Origin of the sequence: Micromonospora saelicesensis (assembly GCF_900091575.1) — a bacterium.
Classification (GTDB): domain Bacteria; phylum Actinomycetota; class Actinomycetes; order Mycobacteriales; family Micromonosporaceae; genus Micromonospora; species Micromonospora saelicesensis.
This window is the reverse complement of the sequence record NZ_FMCR01000004.1, coordinates 23,711-47,476: the sequence shown is the minus strand read 5'-3', so window position 1 is coordinate 47,476 and position 23,766 is coordinate 23,711. Positions and strand designations below refer to the sequence as shown.

Below are 23,766 nucleotides of genomic sequence, written 5' to 3'. Positions count from 1 at the left end.
TCGACCGGGGACTTCGCCGCACGCCCTAGTCGACCCGGAGCCGGTAGCCGCGCTTCACCACGGTCTGCACCACGCGGGGCGCGCGCAGGCCGGCCCGTAGCCGGGCGACGGCCATCTCCACGGCGTGCTCGTCCGCGCCCCGGGGCAGCGTCCGCAGCAACGCCGTGCGGGACAACACCCGACCCGGGGACTGGGCCAGCGCCCGCAGCACCGCCATCGGCGCGGGCGCGAGTGGCCGCAGCTCGCCGTCGATCACCGCGGCGTGCCCCCGCAACGTGAGCAGATGCCCGCCGGCCTTGAACGTCACGGTCCGGCGGGGAAGCTCGTCGACGATGGTCCGCACCAGTGCGCCCAGCCGGGCCCGACCTGGCGCGCTCACCGGCACCCCGCGCCGCAGCAGCGGCTCGGCGGTCACCGCGCCGACACAGCTGGCCAGCACGTCGCTGCGCAACGCGGACAGCACCGCGTCGGTGCGGTCACCGGCGGCCCGCAGCAACGCCTCGGCCGCCGGCGCCGAGGTGAACGTCACCGCGTCCACCAGCCGACCGGCGATCAGGTCGATCAGCCGGTGCAGAGGCGCCGGATCGGTCGGCGGCGCCCAGCGGTAGACCGGCACCTCGATGACAGTGGCGCCCGCCGCCTCCAGCGCGAGCGTGCACTCGGGCTGCCGCTCGCCGTGCAGCTGCATGGCGATGACCTGCCCTGCCACGCCGCGCCGGCGCAGGTGGTCGACCACCTCGTCGCAGCTTTCCGAGGCGGGCGACCACTGGTCGTGCAGCCCGGCAGCCCGGATCGCGCCGCGTGCCTTCGGGCCGCGCGCCACCACGTACGAGCTGGCCAGCACGGAGCGCAGCGGCTCGGCCAGCCCCCAGCCCTCGGCCGCCTCCAACCAGCCGCGCATGCCGATGCCGGTGTTGGCCATCAGGATGTCCGGCGGCTGGTCGAGGCAGGCGCGGGTCGCCTCGCGCAGCTCGGTGTCGTCGGACAGCGGCACGATCCGCAGCGCCGGGGCGAGCACGACCCGGGCGCCCCGTCGTTCGAGCAGCGCGGCCAACTCGTCGCGCCGCCGGTCGGCGGTCACCCCGATGGTGAAGCCCGCCAGTTCTTCCCGCATCAACCCTCCTGTCGCAGCCGCACCTCGACCAGCCCGTTGCGGCAACGTGCGTCGTGTCGGGCCACGGCCACCCCGGGCAGGTCGAGGCAGTGCCCGCTGCGCAGGTCGTACACCTGCTTGTGCAGCGGTGAGGCGACCGTCGGCACTCCACCACGGCTGCCGACGATGCCCCGGGACAGCACGTACGCCCCGGAGACCGGATCGCGGTTGTCGATCGCGAACAGCTCGTCGGCGGTCCGGAAGAGGGCGATCTGCACCCCGTCGACCAGGGCGGCGACGCCCCGGTCCGGTTCCAACCGGTCGAGCAGGCAGACGGTGGTCCAGGTCAGCGTGAGGGTCTGGGTCATCGCCGTACCTCCGGTAGGCCGAGGGTGACCGGTTGCCGACGGTGACCGTTGGTCGGCTCGGATCCGGTCGGGGACTGGTCGCGTACGGGGACCGGCTGGCCGCGTTCCCGGGTGAAGGTGATCGACGGGTCCGGTACGTCGGGGGCGTTGACGAAGGAGGTGTAGCGGCGCAGCCGATCCGGGTCGTCCAGGACGTCGCGCCACTCGTCGGAGTACGACGACACGTGCCGGGCCATCGCCGCGTCGAGGTCCTCGCAGAGCCCGAGCGAGTCGTCCACGATCACCGAGCGCAGGTGGTCCAGGCCGCCGTCCATGGCCTCGATCCAGCCAGCGGTGCGTTGCAGCCGGTCGGCGGTGCGGATGTAATAGATTAAAAATCTATCAATTATTCGAATCAGTGTTTCTGTAGACAAATCAGTGGCGAACAGGTCGGCGTGCCGGGGCCGGAAACCACCGTTGCCGCCGACGTAGAGGTTCCAGCCGGTCTCGGTGGCGATGATGCCGAAGTCCTTGCTGCGCGCCTCCGCGCACTCCCGGGCGCAACCGGAGACCGCCGACTTGAGCTTGTGTGGAGCACGTAGCCCGCGGTAGCGCAGCTCCAGCGCGACGGCCAGCCCCACCGAGTCCTGCACCCCGTACCGGCACCACGTCTCGCCCACGCACGACTTCACGGTGCGCAGCGCCTTGCCGTACGCGTGCCCGGACTCGAAGCCGGCGTCGACCAGCCGCCGCCAGATCTGCGGCAGTTGCTCCACCCGTGCCCCGAACAGGTCGATCCGCTGCCCACCGGTGATCTTCGTGTAGAGCTGGAAGTCCCGGGCGACCTCGCCGATCACGATCAGCTTCTCCGGCGTGATCTCGCCGCCCGGGATCCGGGGCACCACCGAGTAGCTGCCGTCGCGTTGCAGGTTGGCCAGGAAGTGGTCGTTGGTGTCCTGCAACGAAGCCTGCTCGCCGTCGAGCACGTGCCCGCCGCCCAGCGAGGCGAGGATGGACGCCACCACCGGCTTGCAGATGTCGCAGCCGCGGCCCCGACCGTGCTCGGTGACCAGCCGGGAGAAGGTGCGGATGCCGCGGACGCGGACGATCTCGAACAGCTCCCGCCGGCTGACGTCGAAGTGCTCGCAGAGCGCGCTGGACTGTGCCACCCCGGCCGCGTCCAGGAGCTGCTTCAGCATTGGCACGCAGGAGCCGCAGCTGGTGCCGGCCCGGGTGCACGCCTTCAACGCCGGCACGTCCGCACAACCGTCGGCGATGGCGGCGTCCACGTCACCCCGCGTCACCGCGTTGCAGGAGCAGACCTGCGCGGCGGCGGGCAGCGCCCCGGCGTCCGCGCCGCCGCCGTCGGGGGCGAGCAGCGCCAGCGGCGCGGCCGGCAGCGGGCCGCCCACACTGGCCCGCAGCGTCGGGTACGCGCTGGCATCACCGACCAGCACCCCGCCGAGCAGGGTGTGCGCGTCGTCGGAGAGAACCAGCTTCGCGTAGACCCGGGTGGCCGGGTCGGTGAACGTGACGTCCAGGCAGCCTTCGGTCGTGCCGTGGGCGTCGCCGAACGAGGCCACGTCGACGCCGAGCAGCTTGAGTTTGGTGGCGGTGTCCGCGCCCGGGAAGGTCGCCGCGCCGCCGACCAGCCGATCGGCCACCACCTCGGCCGTCGCGTACCCCGGCGCGACCAGACCGTGGCAGGTGCCGTCGACAGCCGCGCACTCTCCGACGGCCCAGATCCGCTCGTCGGCGGTACGACAGGTCGCGTCGACAAGCACCCCGCCGCGCGGGCCCAGCGGCAGACCGGCGTCCCGGGCCAACTGGTCCCGGGGCCGGATGCCGGCGGCCACCACCACCAGCTCGGCGTCGAGGGCGGTGCCGTCGGACAGTTCCAGGGCCGCGACACCGCCGTCCGGGCCCTGACGGATCGCGGTGGTGGCCACCCCGAGATGGGTCCGTACGCCCAACTCGTCGACGTAGCGGCGGAGCATCGCGCCGCCGGCCTGGTCCACCTGCACCGGCATCAGCCGGGGCGCGAACTCGACCACGTCGGTGCTCAGGCCGAGCAGTCGCAGGGCATTGGCGGCCTCCAGCCCGAGCAGCCCGCCACCGATCACCGCGCCGACCCGCCGGCCCCGCGCGTACGCCCGGATCGCCGCCAGGTCGTCAAGGGTCCGGTAGACGAAGACCCCGGGCAGCTCCGTGCCGGCCACCGGCGGCACGAACGCGTACGACCCGGTGGCCAGCACCAGCGCGTCGTAGCGGTACTCGCCGACGGCGGTGGTCACCACCTGTCGGTCCCGGTCGACGGCGGTGGCCGGCTCACCGAGTCGTAGCCGCACCCCGTCGTGCGGGGTGTGCAGGTTGAGTTCGCTCTCACTGACCCCGTCGAAGTACGCCGAGAGCCGCACCCGGTCGTACGCCGGGCGCCCCTCCTCGGCCAGCACTGTCACCCGCCAGGTGCCCTGTGGGTCACGGGCGCGCAGCGCGTCCACGAAACGCTGCCCGACCATGCCGTTGCCGATGACGACCAGTTCGCCGCCGCTCATCGCGTCACCTCCACCGATTCCGCCTGGCTCAGCCAGTCGACGATGCCGCTCACCGCGTCCCGGCATCCGCCGCATCCGGTGCCGGCCCGGGTCGCGGCCACCACCGCATCGACAGTCCGGGCGCCGGAGCGCCAGCTTCTGACCAGTGCGCCCTTGCTCACCGTGTTGCACTGACAGACCGTGGCCGCGTCCGGCATCAGTGCCGGTGAGGCGGCCGGGGTCGCGCCGACAGCACCGAGTGCCCGGCCGAGCAGCAGCGCCCGTCGGTCACTCGGCACCGGCTGACCACGGTCGAAGAGTTGGATCACCGTGCCGACCGCCGGGTTGTCGCCGAGCAGGATCGCGCCGATCAGCCGCTCGTCCCGGATCCGCAACCGGGCGTAGGTGCCCCGGGTCGGGTCGGCGAAGGTCAACTCCTCGCCCGGCCCGCCACTGGACGCGTCACCCATCGAGGCCAGGTCGATCCCGGCGGCCTTCAGCCGGGTCACCACCGGCCGGGGCCGGTACCGGGCCAGTGGGTCCGTCCCGGTCAGCACGTCCGCGAGCACCTGGGCCTGCGCCCAGGCGGGCGCGACCAGGCCGGTGAGCACGCCGTCGTGCTCGGCGCAGTCGCCGATCGCCGAGATGGACCGGTCGCTGGTGCGCAGCCGGTCGTCCACCACCACGCCGCGCCGCACGGTCAGGCCGGCGGCCTGCGCGAGGGTGGTGTCCGGGCGTACGCCACAGGAGAGCACCAGCAGGTCGGCGCGGAGCGACCGGCCGTCGGCCAGGTCGAGGCGGACACCGCTGGCGTCCGCAGCCACGCCGGTCGCCGACACCCCCAGTTGGACGGTGACGCCGAAACCGGCGAGCGTGCCCGCGAGCACCGCGCCGGCAGTCGGGTCCAGTTGCCGTTCCATCAGGTGCTCTCTCGGGTGCACGACGGTGGTGGCCAGCCCCCGGGTGGCCAGCCCTCGGGCGGCCTCCAGACCGAGCAACCCGCCGCCGAGCACCAGCGCGCTGCGGGCGCCGTCCGCCGCGGCGAGGATCCGCCGGCAGTCGTCCAGGGTCCGGAAGGGGACCACCCGCTCCGGCAGGTTCGCCGGGTCGAGGCCGGGCAGTGGCGGCACCACCGCACGGGCGCCGGTGGCGAGCACCAGGTGGTCGTATCCGATTCGTTCGCCGTCGTTTGTACGGACCTCCCGCGCGGACCGGTCGACGGCGGTCACCGGTACGCCGCTGCGCAGGTCGACGCCGTGCCCGGCGGCTTCGGTCAGCTCCACGTCCGGCTCGTCGATCCGGCCGGCCAGCAGGGTGGAGAGCAGGATCCGGTTGTACGCGCGGTGCGGCTCGGCCCCGAGCACTGTGACCTTCCGGTCTCCCTCCCGGGCGTGCAGCTCACCGGCGAGGCGGGCACCCGCCATCCCGTTGCCGACGATGACCACCCGGGCGGTCATGCCTTCTCCACCCGGACCGCGCAGATCTTGAACTCGGGCATCCCGGAGATCGGGTCCACCGCGTCGTTGGTCACCGAGTTGGCGCGTCCCGCCCCCGCGTAGTGGAAGGGGGCGAACACGGTGTCGGGTCGGATCCCGGCGCTGAGCCGGGCCGGCGCACGGAACTCACCTCGGCGCGAGGTGACCCGCACCGGGTCGCCGTCGTCGATGCCCAGCCGGGTGGCCAGGTCGGGGTGCAGTTCGACGAACGCCTCCGGGGCGGCGCGGCGCAGCGCGGCCACCCGTCGGGTCTGGGTGCCCGACTGGTACTGCGCCAGCACCCGGCCGGTGGTGAAGTGCAGTGGGTACGTGGCGCAGACCTCCTCGGCGGCCGGCCGATGGTCGACGGGGTGGAAGCGGGCCCGGCCGTCCGCTGTGGCGAACCGGTCGGCGAAGAGTCGGGGCGTGTCCGGCCCGTCCTCGGTCGGGCAGGGCCAGTAGACCCCGTCGTCGGCGTCGATCCGGTCCCAGCTGATGCCGGCGTAGTCGGCGGCCCCACCGGCGGAGGCGCGGCGCAGCTCGGCGAAGACGGCGGCCGGGTCGGCCGGGAACCGAGCCGCCGCGACGGCGGCCGGTCGCACGCTGGCCGGGTTGGCGTCGGCCGGGTCGACGTCCGTCGATTCTGCGTCGGCCAGCCGTGCCGCCAGGTCGGAGATGATGGCGAGGTCGGTCCGGACGCTCGGCGGGGGTGGCCGTAGCGCGCGCCGACGCAGCACCCGACCTTCCAGGTTGGTCATTGTGCCGTCCTCCTCGGCCCACTGCGCGGTGGGCAGCACCACGTCCGCCAGCGCGGCCGTCTCGGAGAGCAGGAGGTCCGCGACGACCAGCAGGTCGAGGTCGCGCAGCCGGCCCTCGATCCGGGCCGCCCGGGGTGCCGAGACCACCGGGTTCGACCCGAACACCAGCAACGCGCGCGGGCCACCCGGGGTGCCGAGCGAGTCGAGCAGTTGGTAGGCGGGCACTCCCGGGCCGGGCAGTTCGTCGGCCGGCACGCCCCAGACCCCGGCCACGTGCTCCCGGGCCACCGGGTCGTCGATCCGCCGGTAGCCGGGGAGCTGATCGGCCTTCTGCCCGTGCTCCCGCCCGCCCTGGCCGTTGCCCTGGCCGGTGAGGCAGCCGTACCCCGAACCGTCGCGGCCGGGCAGACCGAGGGCGAGGGCGAGATTGACGTACGCGGTGACGGTGTCCACCCCCTTGGCGTGCTGCTCGGCGCCGCGCGCGGTCAGGATGATCACCCGACCGCCGGTGCCCAGCGCTCGGGCGGTTGCCTCCAGGTCGGCCACCGGCACCCCGGAGAGCTGTTCCGCGCGGGCTGGCCACCAGGCGGCGACGCCTCGGCGGACCGCGTCGAATCCGGTGGTGCGGTCGGCCACGTAGTCCCGGTCGACCCAACCCTCGGTCAGGGCGATGTGCAGCAGCGCGTTGGCCACCGCGAGGTCGGTGCCGGGCAGCGGTTGCAGGTGCAGGTCGGCCTGGCGGGCGGTGGCGGTGACCCGGGGGTCGATGACGATCAGTTTCCCGCCGTTGCGGCGCTGCTCGGTGAGCCAGCGCACCAGCGGCGGCATGGTCTCCGCCGGGTTCGCTCCGACCAGCAGCAGGGTGTCGGCCCGGCCCAGGTCGGCGAGGGGGAACGGCAGCCCGCGGTCGATGCCGAAGGCGCGCATCCCGGCGGCTGCCGCCGAGGACATGCAGAACCGTCCGTTGTAGTCGATGTGCCGGGTGCGCAGCCCGATTCGGGCGAACTTTCCCAACGCGTACGCCTTCTCGTTGGTCAGGCCCCCACCGCCGAAGACGGCGACCGCGTCCCGGCCGGCGTCGTCCTGAACGGCGCGGATGCCGGCGACCACCCGGTCGAGCGCGGTGTCCCAGCTCGCCGGGTGCAGTTCGCCGGTGGCCGCGTCGCGCACCAGCGGAGTGGTCAGCCGATCCGGGTGGTCGAGCAGTTCGGCGGCGGTCCAACCCTTCTGGCAGAGCCCGCCCCGGTTGGTGGGGAACTCGCGCGGGTGGACCGTCACCCCGGCGTCGTCCGCGCGCAGCGTCATCCCGCACTGCAGTGCGCAGTACGGGCAGTGCGTCGCCACTTCCCGGGGCGTCAGCCCCGGCGGAGTCGCCGACCGTGCACCGTCTGTCATGTCGGGAAAGCGTGCCGCCGGGCGGTTTCCGGTCCGGGTCCCTTCTGTTTCGGTCCTGTCAAGTGGGGCTCACACCGCACCGAGGCAGCGAGCGTGTTGGAGGGTGACGGCTCTTGCCTCGGACGGACGCTCGACCAGCGCGGCCGTAGCGGACTTCATCCCGCGGGGAGCGGTCAGCGCAGGTCGGCGCGGTCCGGTTGGCGGGTCATCCGACCCTCACCGGACCGCGCTTGACGGGCGTGCGGGTGGTTGGGTGCCGGGCCGCCGGAGCGGGCGGGTCCGGCCAGATCAGGCCGGCGGGCATAACGAACAGGGACCGGCGCGCGACCGCATCGCCACTCGTGGCCAGCTCGTAGCCGTCAATCCACAGCCACCTGTCGTACGTCGGCCAGTCGAGAACGCGAATCACGCGGACGAAGATCGGGCGCATGAACTGCACACTCGCGGCGCGGGTCAGGTGCAACACCTCGCCCGTCTGCGGCCTCCGCGGTTTGGTCTTCGGCTTGGGATGCCGATCGGGCGGCTTGTCCGGCACGGTGGCTCTCCCCACGGTCGTCACTTTGGGAAGGGGCCACCCCGTCAGCGCTCGTCCGTGGAGATCTTGGACGGTTTCCGTTCTGACGTAACGGAAACTGTCCAAGATCTGAGTAGGAAGGTGGCCCCGTTACGAACGCGTCCGCCAGGTTCCGTGGTTCCTACCGGCGCGCCGCCTGATCCCACCTTGCGGCCAGTGATGGGACAGGAACAGCCCGTAGCGATATGGTCGCAAGACATTCCGCGCATCCGATGGGGGAAGTCGTGAACGATGCGCTACGCGCCGCGCTAGCCGAGACGGGGCACTCGATCGAATCCCTGGCAGGGATGGTCGGGGTCGATCGCAAGACGGTCGCGCGGTGGCTGAACCACGACCACATCCCCCACCCCCGACACCGGGAGGCGGCGGCGAGCGCGCTCCGACGGCCCATAGGGGACATCTGGCCGGACACTTCGAGACGCCGTGAGCCAATTTGGTTCCGACCATGGCAAGAGATCGAGCGCGAGGCGATCTCGCTGCGGTCGTTTCAGTCGACAGTGCTCCCCGGCCTGCTCCAGACCGAGGCATACGCTCGCGCCGTGCTCGCCGGAGCCGACGTCATCGCCCGCAGCGACGTCGAGCGGCACCTAGCCTCACGGCTTGCCCGGCAAAGCATCCTGGCCCGTGAAGACCCGCCACACTTCACCGCCGTTGTTGACGAAGCCGTGCTGCGGCGGCCAGTCGGCGGACGGGCCACCATGCGTGAGCAGGTGCAGGCTCTCATCACCGCGTGCGGGGCTCCGCACGTCCGCGTGCACATCGTCCCCTCAACCGTCGGCGCGTACGCTGGCCTGAACGGTCCCTTCGTGATCGCAGTGGGCCCGAGCATCGAATTGCCGGCTACCTCGACAATCAGCTTCAGGGACAAGTCGTTACCGGTGCCGAGGACATAGCGGCGATGCTGGCCGCGTGGGAGAACGTACGCGGCGAGGCGTTGTCCCACTGGCAATCCGTCGATCTACTTACGGAGATGGCGAAGACATGGAACTGACCGGCGCGCAGTGGCGAAAGAGCACCCGCAGCAGCGGCAATGGCGGCGACTGCGTCGAGGTTGCGGACAACCTGCCTGGCATCGTTGGCGTGCGGGACTCGAAGGACGCGGCAGGGCCGGCGTTGGTCTTCGGGTCAGCGGCCTGGCGGGCGTTCGTCGGTATGGCGAAGGCGCACGACCCGGCCTGACCAGCATTGATGCAAAGCCCCCGGCTCCTGGAACCCAAGGAGTGTCGGGGGCTTTCGCGTGTCCGGGGGGTCAAGCACCCGCCGGGCAGCGCAAGCGCGGCCAGATTGACCACGCAGACCGTTCGCGACGGCCGCGTCGAAGCCGCAGTGACTTCGCGTGCGATGGCAGGTACGAGTCCTTTGGAGCTGAATCGCTGACGACATCAGCGTCGTTCGCTGGCTTATAATGTGGGAAATGTGTCTCAAAGGATGGGAGCACGCGATGAGCGTGACGGACGTCTTCGACGCGGTGGCCGGCACGTACGACGAGGCGCGCAGGCGGTTGATCCCGTGCTTCGACGCCTTCTACGGCACCGCCGTCCAGGTGGCCGCGCCGCCGTTGCGGGCCGCGCTCGCTGCCGGTCGTACCCCGGAGGTGTTGGATCTGGGCGCCGGCACCGGCCTGCTCTCCCTGCTGCTGTCCGCCGCGGTGCCCGGAGTCCGGCTGACCCTGGTGGACGGAGCGCCGGCGATGCTCGCCCGCGCCACCGACCAGTTGGACGCGCGGTCCGTGCCACACCGCACCGTCCACGCCGACCTGGCCGACGAGCTGCCGCCGGGCCGGTACGACGCGGTGGTCAGCGCGCTGGCGATCCACCACCTGGACGACGCCGGCAAGCGCGCGCTCTACCGGCGGGCCGCCGCCGCGTTGGCACCGGGCGGGGTGTTCGTCAACGCCGAGCAGGTCGCCGGCCCGACCACGGAGCTGGACCGGCGGTACGACGAGGTGTGGCTGGAGCGGATCACCGAGCTGGGTGCGTCCCCCGACGAGATAGCGGGCTCCCAGGAGCGGATGCGCCACGACCGCCCGGCCACGGTGGCCGACCAGTGCCGGTGGCTCGCCGAGGCGGGCCTGGTCGACGTCGACTGCTACTTCAAGGAGTGGCGCTTCGCGGTGTTCGGCGGCCGGGCCGGGTGAGCCCGACGGAATGTGCGTTTCGCCGCCCGGGGCGAGCCGGTGAACGCAGGGATGACTGTTGGTCACACCGGTGGGTAATCTGCTCGGCATGACTGCCAAGGTGACTCTCTCGTTCACGGACGAGACGATCGAGGAGGCGCGGCGGTTCGCGAAGCGCGAGGGGCTGTCGCTCTCCGCGTGGATGGACCAGGCCGCCCGGGAAAAGGCGCTGCGCGAGGTCTTCACCGCGCACGCCGCCGCCGTGGGCCGCGCCAGCCTGGATCTGGAGTCCGCCGCGCTCGCCGACGCCCGCGAGGTGGGCATGGTCAACGACCTGTTCTCCGGCGGACGGCCGCGTGCTGCGTAGGGGTGAGATCTGGCGCATCGAGGGCGCCCGGGAACGCCTCGGCCTCGTGATCAGCTCGGACGTCTACAACTCCACCGACGTGCCCATCGTGATCGTGGTCGAGGTGGTCGAGGAGTCGCTCCTGCGGGACTCGCCGCTCGCCGTGTCGATGGGCCGGTACGTGGTGATGCCCGATCGGATCTCCTCGCCCATGAAGAAGTGGTTCACCGCGTGCGTGGACGTCGCCGACACCGACACCATGCTCCGGGTCGGCCGCGCGCTGCGCATCCTCCAGCAGCTCTGACCGTGAGTCCGCTCTGAGCGCCCCGGTGGCGTGCTCACCATCGCCGCCGGCCCGTGGTGCGATCCCCGTTTCCGGCCCGACCCGCGACGGGCACTGCCAGGTAACCGGGTGTTCCTAGCGTTTCCCCTCGTCACATCGACGAGGAGGAGCCGCCGTGAGCACGCTCACCAGCACCGTAGTCACCGCCGAGCCACCTGCCGTCACCGGTCGCCGGCAACCGCTGCACGACTGGCGCCCCGAGGACCCGGACTTCTGGCAGGCCACCGGCGCGCCGATCGCCCGGCGCAACCTCTGGGTCTCGATCTTCGCGGAGCACGTCGGCTTCTCGGTGTGGAGTCTCTGGTCGGTCACCGTGCTCTTCCTCGGCCCCGCGTACGGCATCGATCCGGCCGGCAAGTTCCTGCTCACCGCCGTGCCGGCCGCCCTGGGCGCGGTGCTGCGGCTGCCGTACACGCTGGCGGTGGCCCGCTTCGGCGGACGGCGCTGGACGATCATCAGCGCACTGCTGTTGCTGGTGCCTGCGATCCCGATGACGGTGCTGCTGGAGCCCGGGGTGTCCTACACCACCCTGATGGTGCTCGCCTGCCTCACCGGGGTCGGCGGAGGCAACTTCGCCTCCTCGATGGCGAACATCAACCTGTTCTACCCACAGCGGCTCAAGGGACGGGCGCTCGGGCTCAACGCCGGTGGCGGCAACCTGGGCGTACCCGCCGTGCAGCTGGTCGGCCTGGCGGTCCTCGCCACCGCGGGCGCCGCGTACCCCCGGTTGGTGCCGGCGGTCTACCTGCCGCTGATCGTGCTGGCGGCGCTGGCCGCGGCCCGCTGGTTGGACACCGTGCCCGGGGCGCGCAACGAGCCGGGCGCGTTGCGGGAGGCGGCCCGGGATCCGCACACCTGGGTGATGTCGCTGCTCTACATCGGCACCTTCGGCTCGTTCATCGGCTTCGGTTTCGCCTTCGGTCAGGTGCTCCAGATCCAGTTCGCCGAGCGGTTCCCCACCCCGGTCGACGCCGTCTGGCTGACCTTCCTGGGCCCGCTGGTCGGCTCGCTGATCCGGCCGCTGGGCGGGCACCTCGCCGACCGGTTGGGCGGGGCGCGGGTGACGTTCTGGAACTTCGTGGCGATGGCGGCCGGCGCGAGCACCGTGCTGTACGCGGCGCGGGAGCGTTCGTTCGGGCTCTACCTCGCCGGGTTCCTCGCCCTCTTCGTCTTCTCCGGCGTCGGCAACGGCTCCACGTACAAGATGATCCCGGCGATCTTCCGGGCCCGGTCGGCGGACGCGGTGGCCACGGGTCAGGCTGATCTGGAGGCCGCCGCGCGGTGGGCGCGGCGGATGACCGGCGCGTTGATCGGCATCGCCGGTGCGATCGGCGCCTTCGGCGGGGTGCTGGTCAACATCGCGTTCCGCCAGTCGTTCCTCAGCTCGGGCAACGCCGACGCCGCCTACCTGGCCTTCATCGGCTGGTACGCGTTGTGCTTCGCGGTCACCTGGGCGGTCTACCGCCGTCCGAGGGCCGGCCGACTCGCCAACGTGTGAGCTGAGACACCCTCGGCGCGTCGCCGCGCGGGGCCGTACCCCCGTTTTGACCTGCGGACGGGGCGCCGGGTATCGTTGCCTGCTGTTGTACGACATCCAGAGGCGTGCCCCTTCAGGTACGCTTGGTCGTTCGTGCGCGCTGGTCCGGCCTGCTAGATCTGGTCACCTCGGCGCGCGACCCCAGACCGACGACGAGACAAGGTAGACCTGTGCGTACGTACAGCCCGAAGCCGGGTGAGATCGAGCGTCAGTGGCACGTCATCGACGCCTCTGATGTCGTGCTGGGCCGCCTGGCCACCCACGCCGCCACGTTGCTGCGTGGTAAGCACAAGCCGACTTTCGCGCCGCACGTCGACACGGGCGACTTTGTCGTCATCGTGAACGCGGGCAAGGTTGCGTTGACCGGCAACAAGCGCCAGACCAAGGTCGCTTACCGCCACTCCGGTTACCCGGGTGGTCTGAAGCAGATCGGCTACGACGAGCTGCTGACCAAGCGTCCCGAGCGGGCCATCGAGCTGGCCGTGAAGGGGATGCTCCCGCACAACAAGCTCGGCCGTCAGCTGATCAAGAAGCTGAAGGTCTACGCCGGTGCCGAGCACCCGCACCTCGCGCAGCAGCCGGTGCCGTTCGAGATCAAGCAGATCGCGCAGTGAGCGCGGGCGAAGGAAGCAGCATGACCGACATCATCGAGACCGAGGTCGCCCCGGAATCCCCGGAGGCCCCCGAGGCCACCGAGGCGCCGGCGCCCGTTGCCCGCGCGCCTCGTGGTGACCGGCCGATCCAGACCGTGGGCCGCCGCAAGGAGGCCATCGTCCGGGTCCGCCTCGTCCCGGGCACCGGCAAGATCACCTGCAACGGCCAGGACCTCGAGGCGTACTTCCCGAGCAAGGTGCACCAGCAGCTCATCAAGGACCCGCTGGTCACCGCCGAGAAGCCCGAGCAGTTCGACGTCATCGCCAACCTGCGTGGCGGCGGCACCACCGGCCAGGCCGGTGCGCTCCGGCTGGGCATCGCTCGCGCGCTGATCATCAACGAGCCGGACGACCGCCCGGCCCTGAAGAAGGCCGGCTTCCTCACCCGTGACGCCCGCGTCAAGGAGAGCAAGAAGTACGGCCTCAAGAAGGCCCGTAAGGCTCCCCAGTACTCGAAGCGCTGATCTTTTCCAGCGCGTTGTACTTCTGACGGACGGCCGGTCCGCCTCCCCCTCGGGGGAGGCGGGTCGGCCGTTCCGCTTTCTCCTCACTGGCAGTGCTCTTTCGGAGGTTGGCGGGTATGGGTCGGTTGTTCGGCACGGACGGCGTACGCGGGCGGGCAAACGCGGATCTCACCCCGGAATTGGCGCTGGCACTCGCGGTGGCCGCCGCGCACACACTCGCCGAGACGGACCGCAGTCATCCGCCGCTCGCCGTCGTCGGTCGCGACACCCGCGCCAGCGGCGAGATGCTGGAGGCCGCCGTGGTCGCCGGGCTGACCAGCGCCGGTGCCAACGTGGTGCGGGTCGGCGTGCTGCCCACCCCGGCGGTGGCGTTCCTCACCGCGGAGGCCAAGGCCGACCTGGGTGTGATGCTCTCCGCGTCGCACAACCCGATGCCGGACAACGGCATCAAGCTCTTCGCCGCCGGTGGGCACAAGTTGCCCGACGAGATCGAGATGCAGATCGAGGCGGCCGTCGAGACGAACGCCACCACCGCCTGGGACCGGCCGATCGGTGCCGGCGTCGGCCGGGTGCACGACCTGCTCGACGGTGCCGACCACTACGTCCAGCACCTGGTGGGCACCGTTCCGCACCGGCTCGACGGGATCAAGGTCGTGGTCGACTGCGCCAACGGCGCCGCCGCCGAGGTCGCCCCCGTCGCCTACCGGGAGGCCGGCGCGGAGGTCATCGCCATCCACGCGGAGCCCGACGGGCTGAACATCAACGACGACTGTGGCTCCAACCACATCGAGGCGCTGCGCGCCGCCGTGGTTGAGCACGGCGCCCACCTGGGCATCGCCCACGACGGCGACGCCGACCGCTGCCTGGCGGTCACCGCCGACGGCGACGAGGTGGACGGCGACCAGGTCATGGCGATCCTCGCGCTCGCCATGCGCGACGCCGGCACGCTCACCCAGGACACCCTGGTGGCCACCGTGATGAGCAACCTCGGGCTGCGGCTCGCGATGTCCGCGCAGGGCATCCGGCTGATCGAGACCAAGGTCGGCGACCGGTACGTGCTGGAGGAGCTGCGCGCCTCCGGGCTGGCGCTCGGCGGTGAGCAGAGCGGCCACATCGTGATGCCCGCGCACGCCACCACCGGCGACGGAGTGCTCACCGGCCTGCACCTGATGGCTCGGATGGCGGCCACCGGCCAGTCCCTCGCCGAGCTGGCCTCGGTGGTCACCAAGCTGCCCCAGGTGCTGATCAACGTGCCGGTCGGGGACCGTACCGTCGGTGCCGCCGCGCCGGCCGTACGCGCCGAGGTCGAACGGGCCGAGGCGGAGCTGGGGGAGACCGGCCGGGTGCTGCTGCGCCCGTCGGGCACCGAACCGCTGGTCCGGGTGATGGTCGAGGCCGCCACCGAGGCGACCGCCCGTGAGGTCGCCGAGCGGATCGCCGAGCTGGTCCGCACCGCGAGCCCGGTCGCCTGAGACCACCTCGGGGCGGCGTCACAACCGCAGTCGGGCCGCCCGCTCGTACGTGTCGGCGGGGTCCTCGCCGTCGGTGAGGTCGAGGTCCTCGGTGACGCGTCCGTCGGTCAGTCGGACCAGTCGGTCGCAGCGGGCAGCGATGGCCTGTTCGTGGGTGGCGAGCAGGATGGTCATGCCGTGCCGTTCACGGAGGTCGAGCAGCAGGTCGAGGATCTGCCCGCCGGTGGTGGAGTCGAGGTTGCCGGTGGGCTCGTCGGCCAGCAGCAGGCCCGGCGCCCCCATCAGGGCGCGGGCGATGGCGACCCGTTGCTGCTGGCCACCGGAGAGCTGCGCGGGCAGGGCGCGCTCCCGCCCGGCCAGGCCGACCGCGTCGAGCAACTCGCGGGCTCGGGTCGCGTGATCGGCCCGGCCCCGGCGGGGGAGGACCGGCGCGATCACGTTGTCCAGCACGGTGAGTGCGGGCAGCAGGTGGTAGCGCTGGAACACGAACCCGACCCGTTGCCGGTAGCGGGCCAGTGCGGCCCGACGTAGGGCGCTGACCACCACGTCGTCAACGGTCACGCTGCCCTCGTCGGCCTGCTCGATCGCGCCGATGAGATGCAGCAGCGTCGACTTGCCCGACCCGCTCGGCCCGGTCAACGCCACCACCGAGCCGGCCGCGACGGTCAGGGACACGTCGTCGACCGCGGTCAGCTGGTCCGCCCCGGTGCCGAATCGCCGTGTCAGGTGGTCGACCGAGATCGCGCTACCGATCTGCTCGCTCATGACTGCTACTCCTCTGCCAGAAGTCGGGCGGGTCGTAGGCGCGGCAACAGGGCGGCGGGCACCAGCGCGGCGAAGGCGCTGACCAACGCGCCCGCCAGCGCGACCAGCACGGCCACCAGGAGCAGCGCGCCGGGAAGGGCGCCGATCAGCCAACCCGCGCTGGCCAGGCCGATCGCCGCGCCGGTCGTCGAACCGACGAGCCCCAGCGTCAGCCCCTCGTAGCCGACCAGCCGGCCGAGTTCGGCGTCGGTCCAGCCGACCGCCCGCAGGGTGGCCAACTCGGCGGCCCGGTCGCGGATGTTCAGGTAGAGCACGTCCGCCACCGCAGCGGCACCGAGCAGCACGGTGGCCGCAGCGGCCACGGTGTCCGCGCCGCGCACGCTCAGCGAAACCACGTCGCCGAGCAGACTGCCGACTATCGCGCCCCGGAACGCCCACGCGGCGGCGGTGACCAGCGTCAGCGCGGCCACCCCGATGGCCAGCGCGCCGGCGCCGAGGAACGTACGCCCGGGGGTGCGGGCCAGATTCACCAGCGTCAACCCGAAGAGGGTGCGTGGCCGGCGTACCCAGCCAGCGGGAGCGACGATCGGGCGGAGGGCGGCGGCCGGGTGGGTGCGCGCGGCCCGCAGCGCCGGCACCAGGCCCGCTGCCATCGCGAGCAGCAGGGCGATGGGTACGGCCAGGGCCGACCGCCGCCAGTCGACGTCGATGCCGAGCGCCATCCCGAGCGGCGCCGCGAGGGTCAGCGAGAGCAGACCGGCGATGAGCCCGAGCACTGCGACCTCGCCCAGGATCAGCGCCGCGATGCGGCGAACCGGCCAGCCGAGACACGAGAGCACCGCCAGTTCGGAGCGCCGGTCCCGGACGGCGGCGCTGACCGCGTTGCCGAGGAAGAGCACGCAGACCACCAGCACCAGCACGAAGAGCACCAGGCTCTTACGGTCCACCGCCTGGGTGATGACCGACGCCACGCCGAGTGCGGACCAGTTCTCGGTCAGCCGCAGCATCGGCCGGCCGAACGAGCCGGCGGGCAGCTCCACGGTCTGCGGCGCCCCCGACGAGCCGAGGGTGATGTCCACGTCCAGCCCGGTGCGTGCCGCGATCTGCTCGGCGACCAGTCGGACCCGCTCGGCCGACCGCTCGGTGTAGCCGCCCACGTCGGCCACCCGTACCCGGATGGCGCTGATCGGGGCCTTGGCCTGTGGCCCGCCGCCACCCTCCAGGATTTTCGGCACACTGCCGAGGTTGGTGAGGAGCAGCGGCGGCGCCGAGAGGTAGCCGGCGGGATTGCCGCTGGGCGCCAGCGGTTGACCGCCCAGCGCTGCCCGGCTGCGGTCGTCGGCACCCTGTGCCGTCGGCGCCTGGTAGGTCTCCAGCGGCAGTTGGCCGAGGTCACTGAACCCGGCCAGCCGGCCCGGGTCGAAGACACCGACGGCCCGCCAGAAACGATTGGCGGTGTTCGCGCCCACGGGTAGTGGCAGCGCCCGGATCGATCGGGACCCGGTGTCGTCGGCGAGCCAGGGTCGGGGCAGCGGGTTGAACGCCTCCATCTTGCCGTACACCTCGGGGTCGCCGGGCGGTTGCTGGCGGGCCCGCAGGCTGCCGTCGGGTAGCCGGTCGTACTGCACTTCGGCCGACTGCACGATCGTCTGAAGTTGGCCGTGGCAGCACCCGGCCAGAGAAAGCTCCTCGGTGAGCATCGCCTGGTGCCCGGCGGTGAGGTCGTACCGACCGGACCCGGCGGGAGTCCCCCCGGGGCGGCTCAACGTCTTCTCCAGGTCGATCGCCTCCACCCCTGCGGGGCTGATCGCGAGCCGGGTGAACCTGGCCGCCAGCGACTCGTCGATGAAGGGTCGGTTGGTGACGAGGACCGGGACCTCGTGGTTGTCCGCTGAGCCCCGGGGGTTGACGGCGACCTTGTCGTCAATGCGGACGGCTCGACCGGTGACCACTGCATCGTCGAGTCCGACGAGTTGTTCCTCGGCCGCCGGGTCCACAGCGGCCAGGAGGAACGGCACGGTCAGGTCGTACGCCATCACCAGCCGGTCGGAGGGCGTGGCGGAGCCGTCCCGGTCGGTCGCGAGGATGTAGGAGTCGGCTTGGAACCGGCCGTCGGGCAGCAGTTGGACGGCGTGCAGGGACCAGTCCTCGCGCTCTGAGTAGGTGCCCGGGTTGCCCAGCAGCGCGTATCCGGGATCGCAGATGGGAAGGCTGCGCCCGTCTGGCTGCACCTCGCGGGGGGTCGGCCCGCAGGTGTCCGACCAGGAGTAGGACCGCCCATCGGAGTACGGCACGGCGTTACTGTCGGTCCCCCAGTCGATCCGGGGGTAGATCAACGGCTTCGTGGTCACGTAGACGTACCGGGGTTTGCCCGGTGCGCTGGAGAGACCGCGTTCGGCGTGGAAGGTCGGGTCGACCCGGATGACCTGACGATCCAGCGAGCGGTCGACGGCCTCGGTGAGGTCGATCGGCGTCGGCAGCAGCGTGGTGGAATAGCCGAGCATCGCGATCGGGGCCGCCACCTCGATGCCGGGTACGGCGGTCACCTGCTCGTACTGCTGGGTGGTGATGCCGCCGAACAGCCCGGAGAGATAGTTGGGGCGGACCAGCCCGCGCTCGGCCTCCAGCGAGGTGCGGGTCCCCTTCGGACGGACCAGGATCTCGTAGGCGACCTGGGTGTTGCGCTCGACGGTGCCGGTGACGTCCAGGCGGGAGGTGGTGGTGGCGCCGGTCAGGACCACGAAGCCGGTGGTGGCCACCAGCACGCCGACCAGCAGCGCCACCGACCGTCCCGCACGGCCGCGGAGCTGTCTCCAGATGAAGCCGAGCATCGCGCCTCCCCGTGTGCTGGCTCCCACTCTGCGCGATACATTGTGACAATGCAAGACCCGTACCGGAGGTGACATGGCGATCCAGCACGCTGTCCTCGCCCTGCTCGCTGGTGGCCCGAGCCACGGCTACCAGCTCAAGGGCGCGTTCGAGGCCGCCGTCGGCCCGCAGTGGGGGCCGCTGAACATCGGCCACCTCTACCAGATCCTCGACCGGCTCTCCCGGGACGACCTGGTCGTCGCCGAACGGCAGCCGCAGCCGATCAAGCCGGACCGGGTGGTCTACGAGATCACCCCGGCCGGCCGCGCGGAGTTGGCGCGGTGGCTGGCCGAGCCGAGCCCGCGCAGCGGCGGATTCCGGGACGACTTCTTCCTCAAGGTCACCGCCGCCGCCCGGTCCGGCTCCGCGGCCACTGTTCGCGCGGTGCTGAGCAACCAGCGTGGGCACCTGTTGCGCGAGCTGCGCAATCTGGACGGCCTACGGAGGGCCGCCGAGGACCCGGTGGTCGGGTTGCTGCTCACCGCGGCCAGCCGGCATGTGACAGCGGACCTGTCGTTCGTGGACGACGCCGAGTCGGTGCTGCTCGGTGACGAGGGCCAACTACTCACTCGACTCGCGGCGTCGACAGCGGATCAGTCGGCGACCGACCCAGAGTCGGCCGGCTCCGGGCGGGTCAGCGACCCGAGCCCAGAGCGCGCAGCCGGGTGACCGCCTCGGTCAGCACCTCCGGGCGCTTGCAGAAGGCGAACCGGACCAGCCGCCGGCCCGCGTCGACGTCGTCGTAGAAGACCTGGGTGGGCACCGCCACCACACCGCAGCGCTCCGGCAACGAGCGGCAGAACTCCACACCGTCCCGGCCGCCGAGGGCGGTGATGTCGGCGGTGACGAAGTACGTCCCCTCGGAGTCGAGCACCTCGAACCCGGCGTCGGTCAGACCTAAGACGAGCTGGTCACGCCGCTGCCGGAGACCGTCCCGGAAGCCGATGTAGTAGTCGTCCGGCAGGGCCAGCGCCACCGCCACCGCCGGTTGCAGCGGCGCGGCGTTGACATAGGTGAGGAACTGCTTGACCCGGAGCGCCGCCGAGACCAGCGCCGCCGGGCCGCTCGCCCAGCCGACCTTCCACCCCGTGCAGGAGAACGTCTTGCCGGCCGACGAGATGCGCAGCGTCCGCTCCCGCATCCCGGGCAGGCTGGCCAGCGGCACGTGCGGGCTCGCCGCGTCGGTGAAGACCAGGTGCTCGTACACCTCGTCGGTGACCGCGTACGCGCCGAACTCCTGGCACAACTCGGCGACCTGTGCCAACTCGGCCGGGGTGAAGACCTTGCCGGTCGGATTGTGCGGCGAGTTCAGCAGCACCAGCCGGGTGCGCGGGCCGAACGCCGCACGCAGCGCCGCCGGGTCGAAGGCGTACCGGCCGTCGGCCGTGGGGCGCAGCGTCACCGGCCGGCGGACCGCGCCGGCCAGCGCGATCGAGGCGGCGTACGAGTCGTAGTACGGCTCGAAGCAGACCACCTCGTCGCCCGGTTCGCAGAGCGCGAGGATGCTCGCCGCGACCGCCTCGGTCGCACCCGCCGTGATCACGATCTCGCTGTCCGGGTCGTACGCCAGGTCGTAGAACCGCCGCTGATGCGCCGCGACGGCCGCGCGCAGGGCGGGGATCCCCGGGCCCGGCGGGTACTGGTTCTGCCCGCCGCGCAGCGCCTCGGCGGCGGCGGCCAGCATCTCCGGCGGGCCGTCGGTGTCGGGAAAGCCCTGGCCGAGGTTGACCGCGCCGGTGCGTACGGCGAGGGCGGACATCTCGGCGAAGATCGTCGTGCCGAACGGCCGCATCCGGGCCACCAGCGGGTCGACATCGGTGCTCGTCGTCACCTGCGCCAGCCTACGGCCATCCACCGCCCGAACCCCAGCCTCACTCTGGCCCGCAACTGGTCGACCAGTACCCCCGGGTCTTGTTGACGACCGGCTTGCCGGCGCCGGTGACCGTGACGGTGCAGTCGAGTGGTCTCTCACCCTCATCGTCGGCCCATCTGGCCTCCACCATCACCCTGGTCTTGCCGTTGGTGCGGATGGTGGTCCGCCAGGGCAGCTTCTGGCCGTCGACGTGGATGAGGTCACTCTCGGCGTCGAAGTACGCGAGGTCGACGACACCCGACCCGCTGAGCTCGTAGACCACAGTCACGGGTGCCGGTCCTGAGGTCGGTCGGGTTATCGGCTTCTTGCTGGGGGTTGGCGGTGCGGTGGATGGCCTGGTGGTGGGTCTCCCCGGAATGATCGGCCCAGTGGTGGGCTCCGTCCAGCCGTCGTCGTCGGGGACGACCCACGGATCCTCAGCGATCGGGTCCGAGTTGGTCGGGTCGAGCCACAGGCCACCCGCGCAGAGGCAGCCACACACGAGCAGGACGAGTACCACGAAGGCCGCGGCGACGACCCCGACGATCCGCCCGCCGCTCGTGGCCGGCTTGCCGGGCACCTGCGGATACCCGGGGTAGGCGTACGGCGGCGGATAGCCGGGCGGCGGCCAGCCGGTGCCGGGCGGCGGATAGCCGGGCGGTGGCCAGCCAGCGGTCGGCGACTGCTGGTCGGGCATCGGCCACCCCGCCGGCGGTGGCGATCCGGCCGGCGGCGGGCCTGCGGCGTCGGGCGACCACGGGGGCGTCTGCGGGTCGGGCGTCCACGGTGTCGGGGACGGTTGTGGCGTCCACTGGGTGGCGGGCGGAGACGGTGCCCATGGCGCGGCCGGCGGGGGCGGTGACCAGGGGGCCTGCGGTGCCCACGGCTGGCCCGGAGCCAGCGGGTCGGAGGCCGGAAACGGAGCCGAGGACGGCGGCGCCGTCGGATCCGGCGGGGGTGTGTGGGAGGCCGGGTCCGGGGCGGACGAGGGGGTCGGGTCGGGCGGCGGCGCGTCGGACATGGCTGCTCCGGGCAGGAGTGGGTATGGGACGAACGGGCCGTGGACGGGAGCGCCAAACCCGCCGAGAGACTGTCGCACCCGAAGGCGTGTCGCAACCCCGCCCTCCAGAGCGGGGCGTGAGCGGCCTGTGACGCTCGTCCCGTTGCGGCCGCGCAGGCCCTGATCGCTCAGATTCCGTGATTGATAACCCGACTTTCGAGCAACCAACATGAGTGAAACTGGGTTAGGCTGCGGGCCATGTGTGGAATCGTGGGATACGCGGGCGCGCGCCCCGCACTCGGCATCGTCCTCGACGGGCTGCGGCGGCTGGAATACCGTGGCTACGACTCGGCAGGCGTCGCGATCGTCTGCGCCGACCAGCTGCTGACCGAGAAGAAGGCCGGCAAGCTGGCCAACCTGGAAAAGGTGCTGTCCGAGCGGGCCGCCGACGACCCGACCTCCTGCGCGGCCAGCCCGATCGGCATCGGTGACGGCACCACCGGCATCGGGCACACCCGGTGGGCCACCCACGGCGGCCCGACCGACCGCAACGCCCACCCACACGTGGCCCCCGACGGGCGGGTCGCGGTGATCCACAACGGCATCATCGAGAACTTCGCCAAGCTCCGCGCCGAGCTGGAGGCCGACGGCGTCCAGTTCACCAGCGACACCGACACCGAGTGCGCCGCACACCTGCTCGCCGCCGCGCTGGCCGACCTGCGCGCCGCCGGCCAGCCGGACAGCCCGCAACTGCTCGCCGCCGGCATGCGCGTGGTCTGCCAGCGACTGGAGGGCGCGTTCACCCTGCTCGCGGTCGACGCCGCCGTGCCCGGTGCGGTCGTCGGCGCCCGGCGCAACTCGCCGCTGGTGGTCGGCCGGGGCGACGGGGAAAACTACCTGGCCAGCGACGTGGCCGCGTTCATCGAGCACACCCGGGAAGCGGTCGAGCTGGGCCAGGACCAGATCGTGCTGATCACCGGTGACAGCATCGAGATCACCGACTTCGAGGGCCAGCCCGCCGCCGGCAAGGACTTCCACATCGACTGGGACTCCTCGGCCGCGGAGAAGGGCGGCTACGACTGGTTCATGCTCAAGGAGATCGAGGAGCAGCCGCAGGCCATCGCCGACACGCTGCTGGGCCGGCTCACCGAGAGCGGTGAGATCGCCCTCGACGAGGTCCGCCTCAGCGACCAGGATCTGCGCGACGTCGACAAGATCTTCATCGTGGCCTGCGGCACGGCGTACCACGCCGGCATGGTCGCCAAGTACGCCATCGAGCACTGGACCCGGATCCCGTGCGAGGTGGAACTGGCCAGCGAGTTCCGCTACCGCGACCCGGTGCTCGACCGGTCCACGCTGATCGTGGTCATCTCGCAGTCCGGCGAGACGATGGACACCCTGATGGCGCTGCGCCACGCCAAGGAGCAGAAGGCCCGGGTGCTGGCGATCTGCAACACCAACGGCTCGACCATCCCCCGCGAGTCCGACGCCGTGCTCTACACCCACGGTGGGCCGGAGATCGCCGTCGCCTCCACCAAGGCGTTCCTCACCCAGGTCGTCGCCTGCTACCTGATCGGCCTGCACCTGGCCCAGGTGCGCGGGATCAAGTTCGCCGACGAGGTGGGCGCGGTGGTCGCGCAGTTGCAGGAGATTCCCGGCAAGCTGCGTGAGCTGCTCGACCGGATCGAGCCCGTCCGCGAGTTGGCCCGGGACCTCAAGTCCGAGCCGACGGTGCTGTTCATCGGCCGGCACGTCGGCTACCCGGTGGCCCTGGAGGGCGCGCTGAAGCTCAAGGAGTTGGCGTACATGCACGCCGAGGGCTTCGCCGCCGGTGAGCTGAAGCACGGCCCGATCGCCCTGATCGACAAGGGCACCCCGGTGATCTGCGTGGTGCCCTCGCCGGTGGGCCGGGGCATGCTGCACGACAAGGTCGTCTCCAACATCCAGGAGGTCCGGGCGCGGGGCGCGCGGACCATCGTGATCGCGGAGGAGGGCGACGAGGCGGTCGTCCGGTACGCCGACCACCTGATCTACGTGCCGCGTACGCCCACCCTGCTGGCCCCGCTCGTCACCACTGTGCCGTTGCAGGTGCTCGCCGCCGAGATCGCCGCCGCCCGGGGGCACGACGTGGACCAGCCCCGCAACCTGGCCAAGTCGGTCACCGTCGAGTAAGC

General features: G+C 71.9%; 20 protein-coding genes and 1 pseudogene. 11 read left to right on the top strand and 10 right to left on the bottom strand.

Annotated features, from left to right (window positions below):
* Nucleotides 1–25: 25 nt before the first annotated feature.
* The 6 genes from GA0070561_RS18310 to GA0070561_RS18285 all read right to left on the bottom strand — a co-directional run bounded on the left by GA0070561_RS18310 (nucleotide 26) and on the right by GA0070561_RS18285 (nucleotide 8,032).
* Nucleotides 26–1,114 (bottom strand): uroporphyrinogen-III synthase, encoded by a 1,089-nt coding sequence (locus GA0070561_RS18310; RefSeq protein WP_091402337.1) that lies wholly within the window; start codon nucleotides 1,112–1,114, stop codon nucleotides 26–28.
* Nucleotides 1,114–1,461, bottom strand: coding sequence for a nitrite reductase small subunit NirD (gene nirD, locus GA0070561_RS18305; protein WP_091402335.1), 348 nt, complete (start codon nucleotides 1,459–1,461; stop codon nucleotides 1,114–1,116). The genes GA0070561_RS18310 and nirD overlap by 1 nt, the downstream gene beginning before the upstream one ends.
* On the bottom strand, nucleotides 1,458–3,995 hold the full coding sequence (nirB, locus tag GA0070561_RS18300; protein WP_091402334.1) for a nitrite reductase large subunit NirB: 2,538 nt from the start codon (nucleotides 3,993–3,995) through the stop codon (nucleotides 1,458–1,460). Before nirB ends, nirD begins: the two co-directional genes overlap by 4 nt.
* The gene (locus GA0070561_RS18295) at nucleotides 3,992–5,431 is read right to left on the bottom strand and encodes an FAD-dependent oxidoreductase (RefSeq protein WP_091402332.1); all 1,440 of its coding nucleotides are present in this window, start codon (nucleotides 5,429–5,431) and stop codon (nucleotides 3,992–3,994) included. Before GA0070561_RS18295 ends, nirB begins: the two co-directional genes overlap by 4 nt.
* Nucleotides 5,428–7,602: a molybdopterin oxidoreductase family protein gene (locus tag GA0070561_RS18290; RefSeq protein ID WP_091402331.1), complete on the bottom strand. Its 2,175-nt coding sequence runs from the start codon at nucleotides 7,600–7,602 to the stop codon at nucleotides 5,428–5,430. The genes GA0070561_RS18295 and GA0070561_RS18290 overlap by 4 nt, the downstream gene beginning before the upstream one ends.
* Before the next feature lie 205 nt (nucleotides 7,603–7,807).
* Nucleotides 7,808–8,032, bottom strand: a complete 225-nt coding sequence (locus tag GA0070561_RS18285; RefSeq protein WP_091403520.1) for a hypothetical protein — start codon at nucleotides 8,030–8,032, stop codon at nucleotides 7,808–7,810.
* A 368-nt stretch (nucleotides 8,033–8,400) separates the two neighbouring features.
* Here GA0070561_RS18285 and GA0070561_RS18280 point away from each other — a divergent pair.
* From GA0070561_RS18280 to glmM, 9 genes and pseudogenes are all read left to right on the top strand, one after another.
* A pseudogene (locus GA0070561_RS18280) lies at nucleotides 8,401–9,167 on the top strand (helix-turn-helix domain-containing protein).
* Nucleotides 9,158–9,355, top strand: a complete 198-nt coding sequence (locus tag GA0070561_RS18275) for a DUF397 domain-containing protein (RefSeq protein ID WP_091402329.1) — start codon at nucleotides 9,158–9,160, stop codon at nucleotides 9,353–9,355. Before GA0070561_RS18280 ends, GA0070561_RS18275 begins: the two are co-directional and overlap by 10 nt.
* 262 nt (nucleotides 9,356–9,617) lie before the next feature.
* A complete protein-coding gene (locus GA0070561_RS18270; RefSeq protein ID WP_091402327.1) occupies nucleotides 9,618–10,313 on the top strand; it encodes a class I SAM-dependent methyltransferase in 696 nt (231 codons plus the stop codon).
* Between the two features lie 88 nt (nucleotides 10,314–10,401).
* The gene (locus tag GA0070561_RS18265; protein ID WP_091403518.1) at nucleotides 10,402–10,659 is read left to right on the top strand and encodes a DUF6364 family protein; all 258 of its coding nucleotides are present in this window, start codon (nucleotides 10,402–10,404) and stop codon (nucleotides 10,657–10,659) included.
* Nucleotides 10,649–10,942 carry a hypothetical protein gene (locus tag GA0070561_RS18260; protein ID WP_091402325.1) on the top strand — a complete coding sequence of 98 codons (294 nt, stop codon included), beginning with the start codon at nucleotides 10,649–10,651 and terminating at the stop codon, nucleotides 10,940–10,942. Before GA0070561_RS18265 ends, GA0070561_RS18260 begins: the two co-directional genes overlap by 11 nt.
* A 154-nt stretch (nucleotides 10,943–11,096) precedes the next feature.
* Nucleotides 11,097–12,479 (top strand): nitrate/nitrite transporter, encoded by a 1,383-nt coding sequence (locus tag GA0070561_RS18255; protein WP_091402323.1) that lies wholly within the window; start codon nucleotides 11,097–11,099, stop codon nucleotides 12,477–12,479.
* A 209-nt stretch (nucleotides 12,480–12,688) separates the two neighbouring features.
* Nucleotides 12,689–13,132, top strand: coding sequence for a 50S ribosomal protein L13 (gene rplM, locus GA0070561_RS18250; protein ID WP_053653864.1), 444 nt, complete (start codon nucleotides 12,689–12,691; stop codon nucleotides 13,130–13,132).
* A 20-nt stretch (nucleotides 13,133–13,152) separates the two neighbouring features.
* On the top strand, nucleotides 13,153–13,635 hold the full coding sequence (gene rpsI / locus GA0070561_RS18245) for a 30S ribosomal protein S9 (protein WP_091402321.1): 483 nt from the start codon (nucleotides 13,153–13,155) through the stop codon (nucleotides 13,633–13,635).
* A 116-nt stretch (nucleotides 13,636–13,751) separates the two neighbouring features.
* A complete protein-coding gene (glmM, locus tag GA0070561_RS18240) occupies nucleotides 13,752–15,107 on the top strand; it encodes a phosphoglucosamine mutase (protein WP_091402319.1) in 1,356 nt (451 codons plus the stop codon).
* Between the two features lie 18 nt (nucleotides 15,108–15,125).
* On the opposite strand, the gene GA0070561_RS18235 is transcribed toward glmM, so the two are convergent.
* Together GA0070561_RS18235 and GA0070561_RS18230 are read right to left on the bottom strand one after the other, a co-directional pair.
* Nucleotides 15,126–15,872, bottom strand: coding sequence for an ABC transporter ATP-binding protein (locus tag GA0070561_RS18235; protein WP_091402317.1), 747 nt, complete (start codon nucleotides 15,870–15,872; stop codon nucleotides 15,126–15,128).
* A 5-nt stretch (nucleotides 15,873–15,877) separates the two neighbouring features.
* A complete protein-coding gene (locus tag GA0070561_RS18230; protein WP_167362441.1) occupies nucleotides 15,878–18,703 on the bottom strand; it encodes an ABC transporter permease in 2,826 nt (941 codons plus the stop codon).
* A 73-nt stretch (nucleotides 18,704–18,776) separates the two neighbouring features.
* Here GA0070561_RS18230 and GA0070561_RS18225 point away from each other — a divergent pair, with 73 nt between their 5' ends.
* Nucleotides 18,777–19,409 (top strand): PadR family transcriptional regulator, encoded by a 633-nt coding sequence (locus GA0070561_RS18225; RefSeq protein WP_091402313.1) that lies wholly within the window; start codon nucleotides 18,777–18,779, stop codon nucleotides 19,407–19,409.
* On the opposite strand, the gene GA0070561_RS18220 is transcribed toward GA0070561_RS18225, so the two are convergent.
* Nucleotides 19,375–20,532, bottom strand: a complete 1,158-nt coding sequence (locus GA0070561_RS18220) for a pyridoxal phosphate-dependent aminotransferase (RefSeq protein ID WP_244166350.1) — start codon at nucleotides 20,530–20,532, stop codon at nucleotides 19,375–19,377. The genes GA0070561_RS18225 and GA0070561_RS18220 overlap by 35 nt on opposite strands.
* A gap of 79 nt (nucleotides 20,533–20,611) precedes the next feature.
* A complete protein-coding gene (locus tag GA0070561_RS33630) occupies nucleotides 20,612–21,289 on the bottom strand; it encodes an MmpS family transport accessory protein (RefSeq protein ID WP_167362440.1) in 678 nt (225 codons plus the stop codon).
* Nucleotides 21,290–21,850: 561 nt separating this feature from the next.
* Here GA0070561_RS33630 and glmS point away from each other — a divergent pair.
* The gene (glmS, locus tag GA0070561_RS18210) at nucleotides 21,851–23,764 is read left to right on the top strand and encodes a glutamine--fructose-6-phosphate transaminase (isomerizing) (protein ID WP_091402308.1); all 1,914 of its coding nucleotides are present in this window, start codon (nucleotides 21,851–21,853) and stop codon (nucleotides 23,762–23,764) included.
* Nucleotides 23,765–23,766: the final 2 nt, after the last annotated feature.

Excerpts from the sequence above, each read along its gene's own strand:
- GA0070561_RS18310 (WP_091402337.1), bottom strand. The coding sequence starts at position 1,114 with ATGCGGGAAGAACTGGCGGGCTTCACCATCGGGGTGACCGCCGACCGG.
- nirD (WP_091402335.1), bottom strand. The coding sequence starts at position 1,461 with ATGACCCAGACCCTCACGCTGACCTGGACCACCGTCTGCCTGCTCGAC.
- nirB (WP_091402334.1), bottom strand. The coding sequence starts at position 3,995 with ATGAGCGGCGGCGAACTGGTCGTCATCGGCAACGGCATGGTCGGGCAG.
- GA0070561_RS18295 (WP_091402332.1), bottom strand. The coding sequence starts at position 5,431 with ATGACCGCCCGGGTGGTCATCGTCGGCAACGGGATGGCGGGTGCCCGC.
- GA0070561_RS18290 (WP_091402331.1), bottom strand. The coding sequence starts at position 7,602 with ATGACAGACGGTGCACGGTCGGCGACTCCGCCGGGGCTGACGCCCCGG.
- GA0070561_RS18285 (WP_091403520.1), bottom strand. The coding sequence starts at position 8,032 with ATGCGCCCGATCTTCGTCCGCGTGATTCGCGTTCTCGACTGGCCGACG.
- GA0070561_RS18275 (WP_091402329.1), top strand. The coding sequence starts at position 9,158 with ATGGAACTGACCGGCGCGCAGTGGCGAAAGAGCACCCGCAGCAGCGGC.
- GA0070561_RS18270 (WP_091402327.1), top strand. The coding sequence starts at position 9,618 with ATGAGCGTGACGGACGTCTTCGACGCGGTGGCCGGCACGTACGACGAG.
- GA0070561_RS18265 (WP_091403518.1), top strand. The coding sequence starts at position 10,402 with ATGACTGCCAAGGTGACTCTCTCGTTCACGGACGAGACGATCGAGGAG.
- rpsI (WP_091402321.1), top strand. The coding sequence starts at position 13,153 with ATGACCGACATCATCGAGACCGAGGTCGCCCCGGAATCCCCGGAGGCC.
- glmM (WP_091402319.1), top strand. The coding sequence starts at position 13,752 with ATGGGTCGGTTGTTCGGCACGGACGGCGTACGCGGGCGGGCAAACGCG.
- GA0070561_RS18235 (WP_091402317.1), bottom strand. The coding sequence starts at position 15,872 with ATGAGCGAGCAGATCGGTAGCGCGATCTCGGTCGACCACCTGACACGG.
- GA0070561_RS18230 (WP_167362441.1), bottom strand. The coding sequence starts at position 18,703 with ATGCTCGGCTTCATCTGGAGACAGCTCCGCGGCCGTGCGGGACGGTCG.
- GA0070561_RS18225 (WP_091402313.1), top strand. The coding sequence starts at position 18,777 with ATGGCGATCCAGCACGCTGTCCTCGCCCTGCTCGCTGGTGGCCCGAGC.
- GA0070561_RS18220 (WP_244166350.1), bottom strand. The coding sequence starts at position 20,532 with ATGCGGCCGTTCGGCACGACGATCTTCGCCGAGATGTCCGCCCTCGCC.
- GA0070561_RS33630 (WP_167362440.1), bottom strand. The coding sequence starts at position 21,289 with ATGCCCGACCAGCAGTCGCCGACCGCTGGCTGGCCACCGCCCGGCTAT.
- glmS (WP_091402308.1), top strand. The coding sequence starts at position 21,851 with ATGTGTGGAATCGTGGGATACGCGGGCGCGCGCCCCGCACTCGGCATC.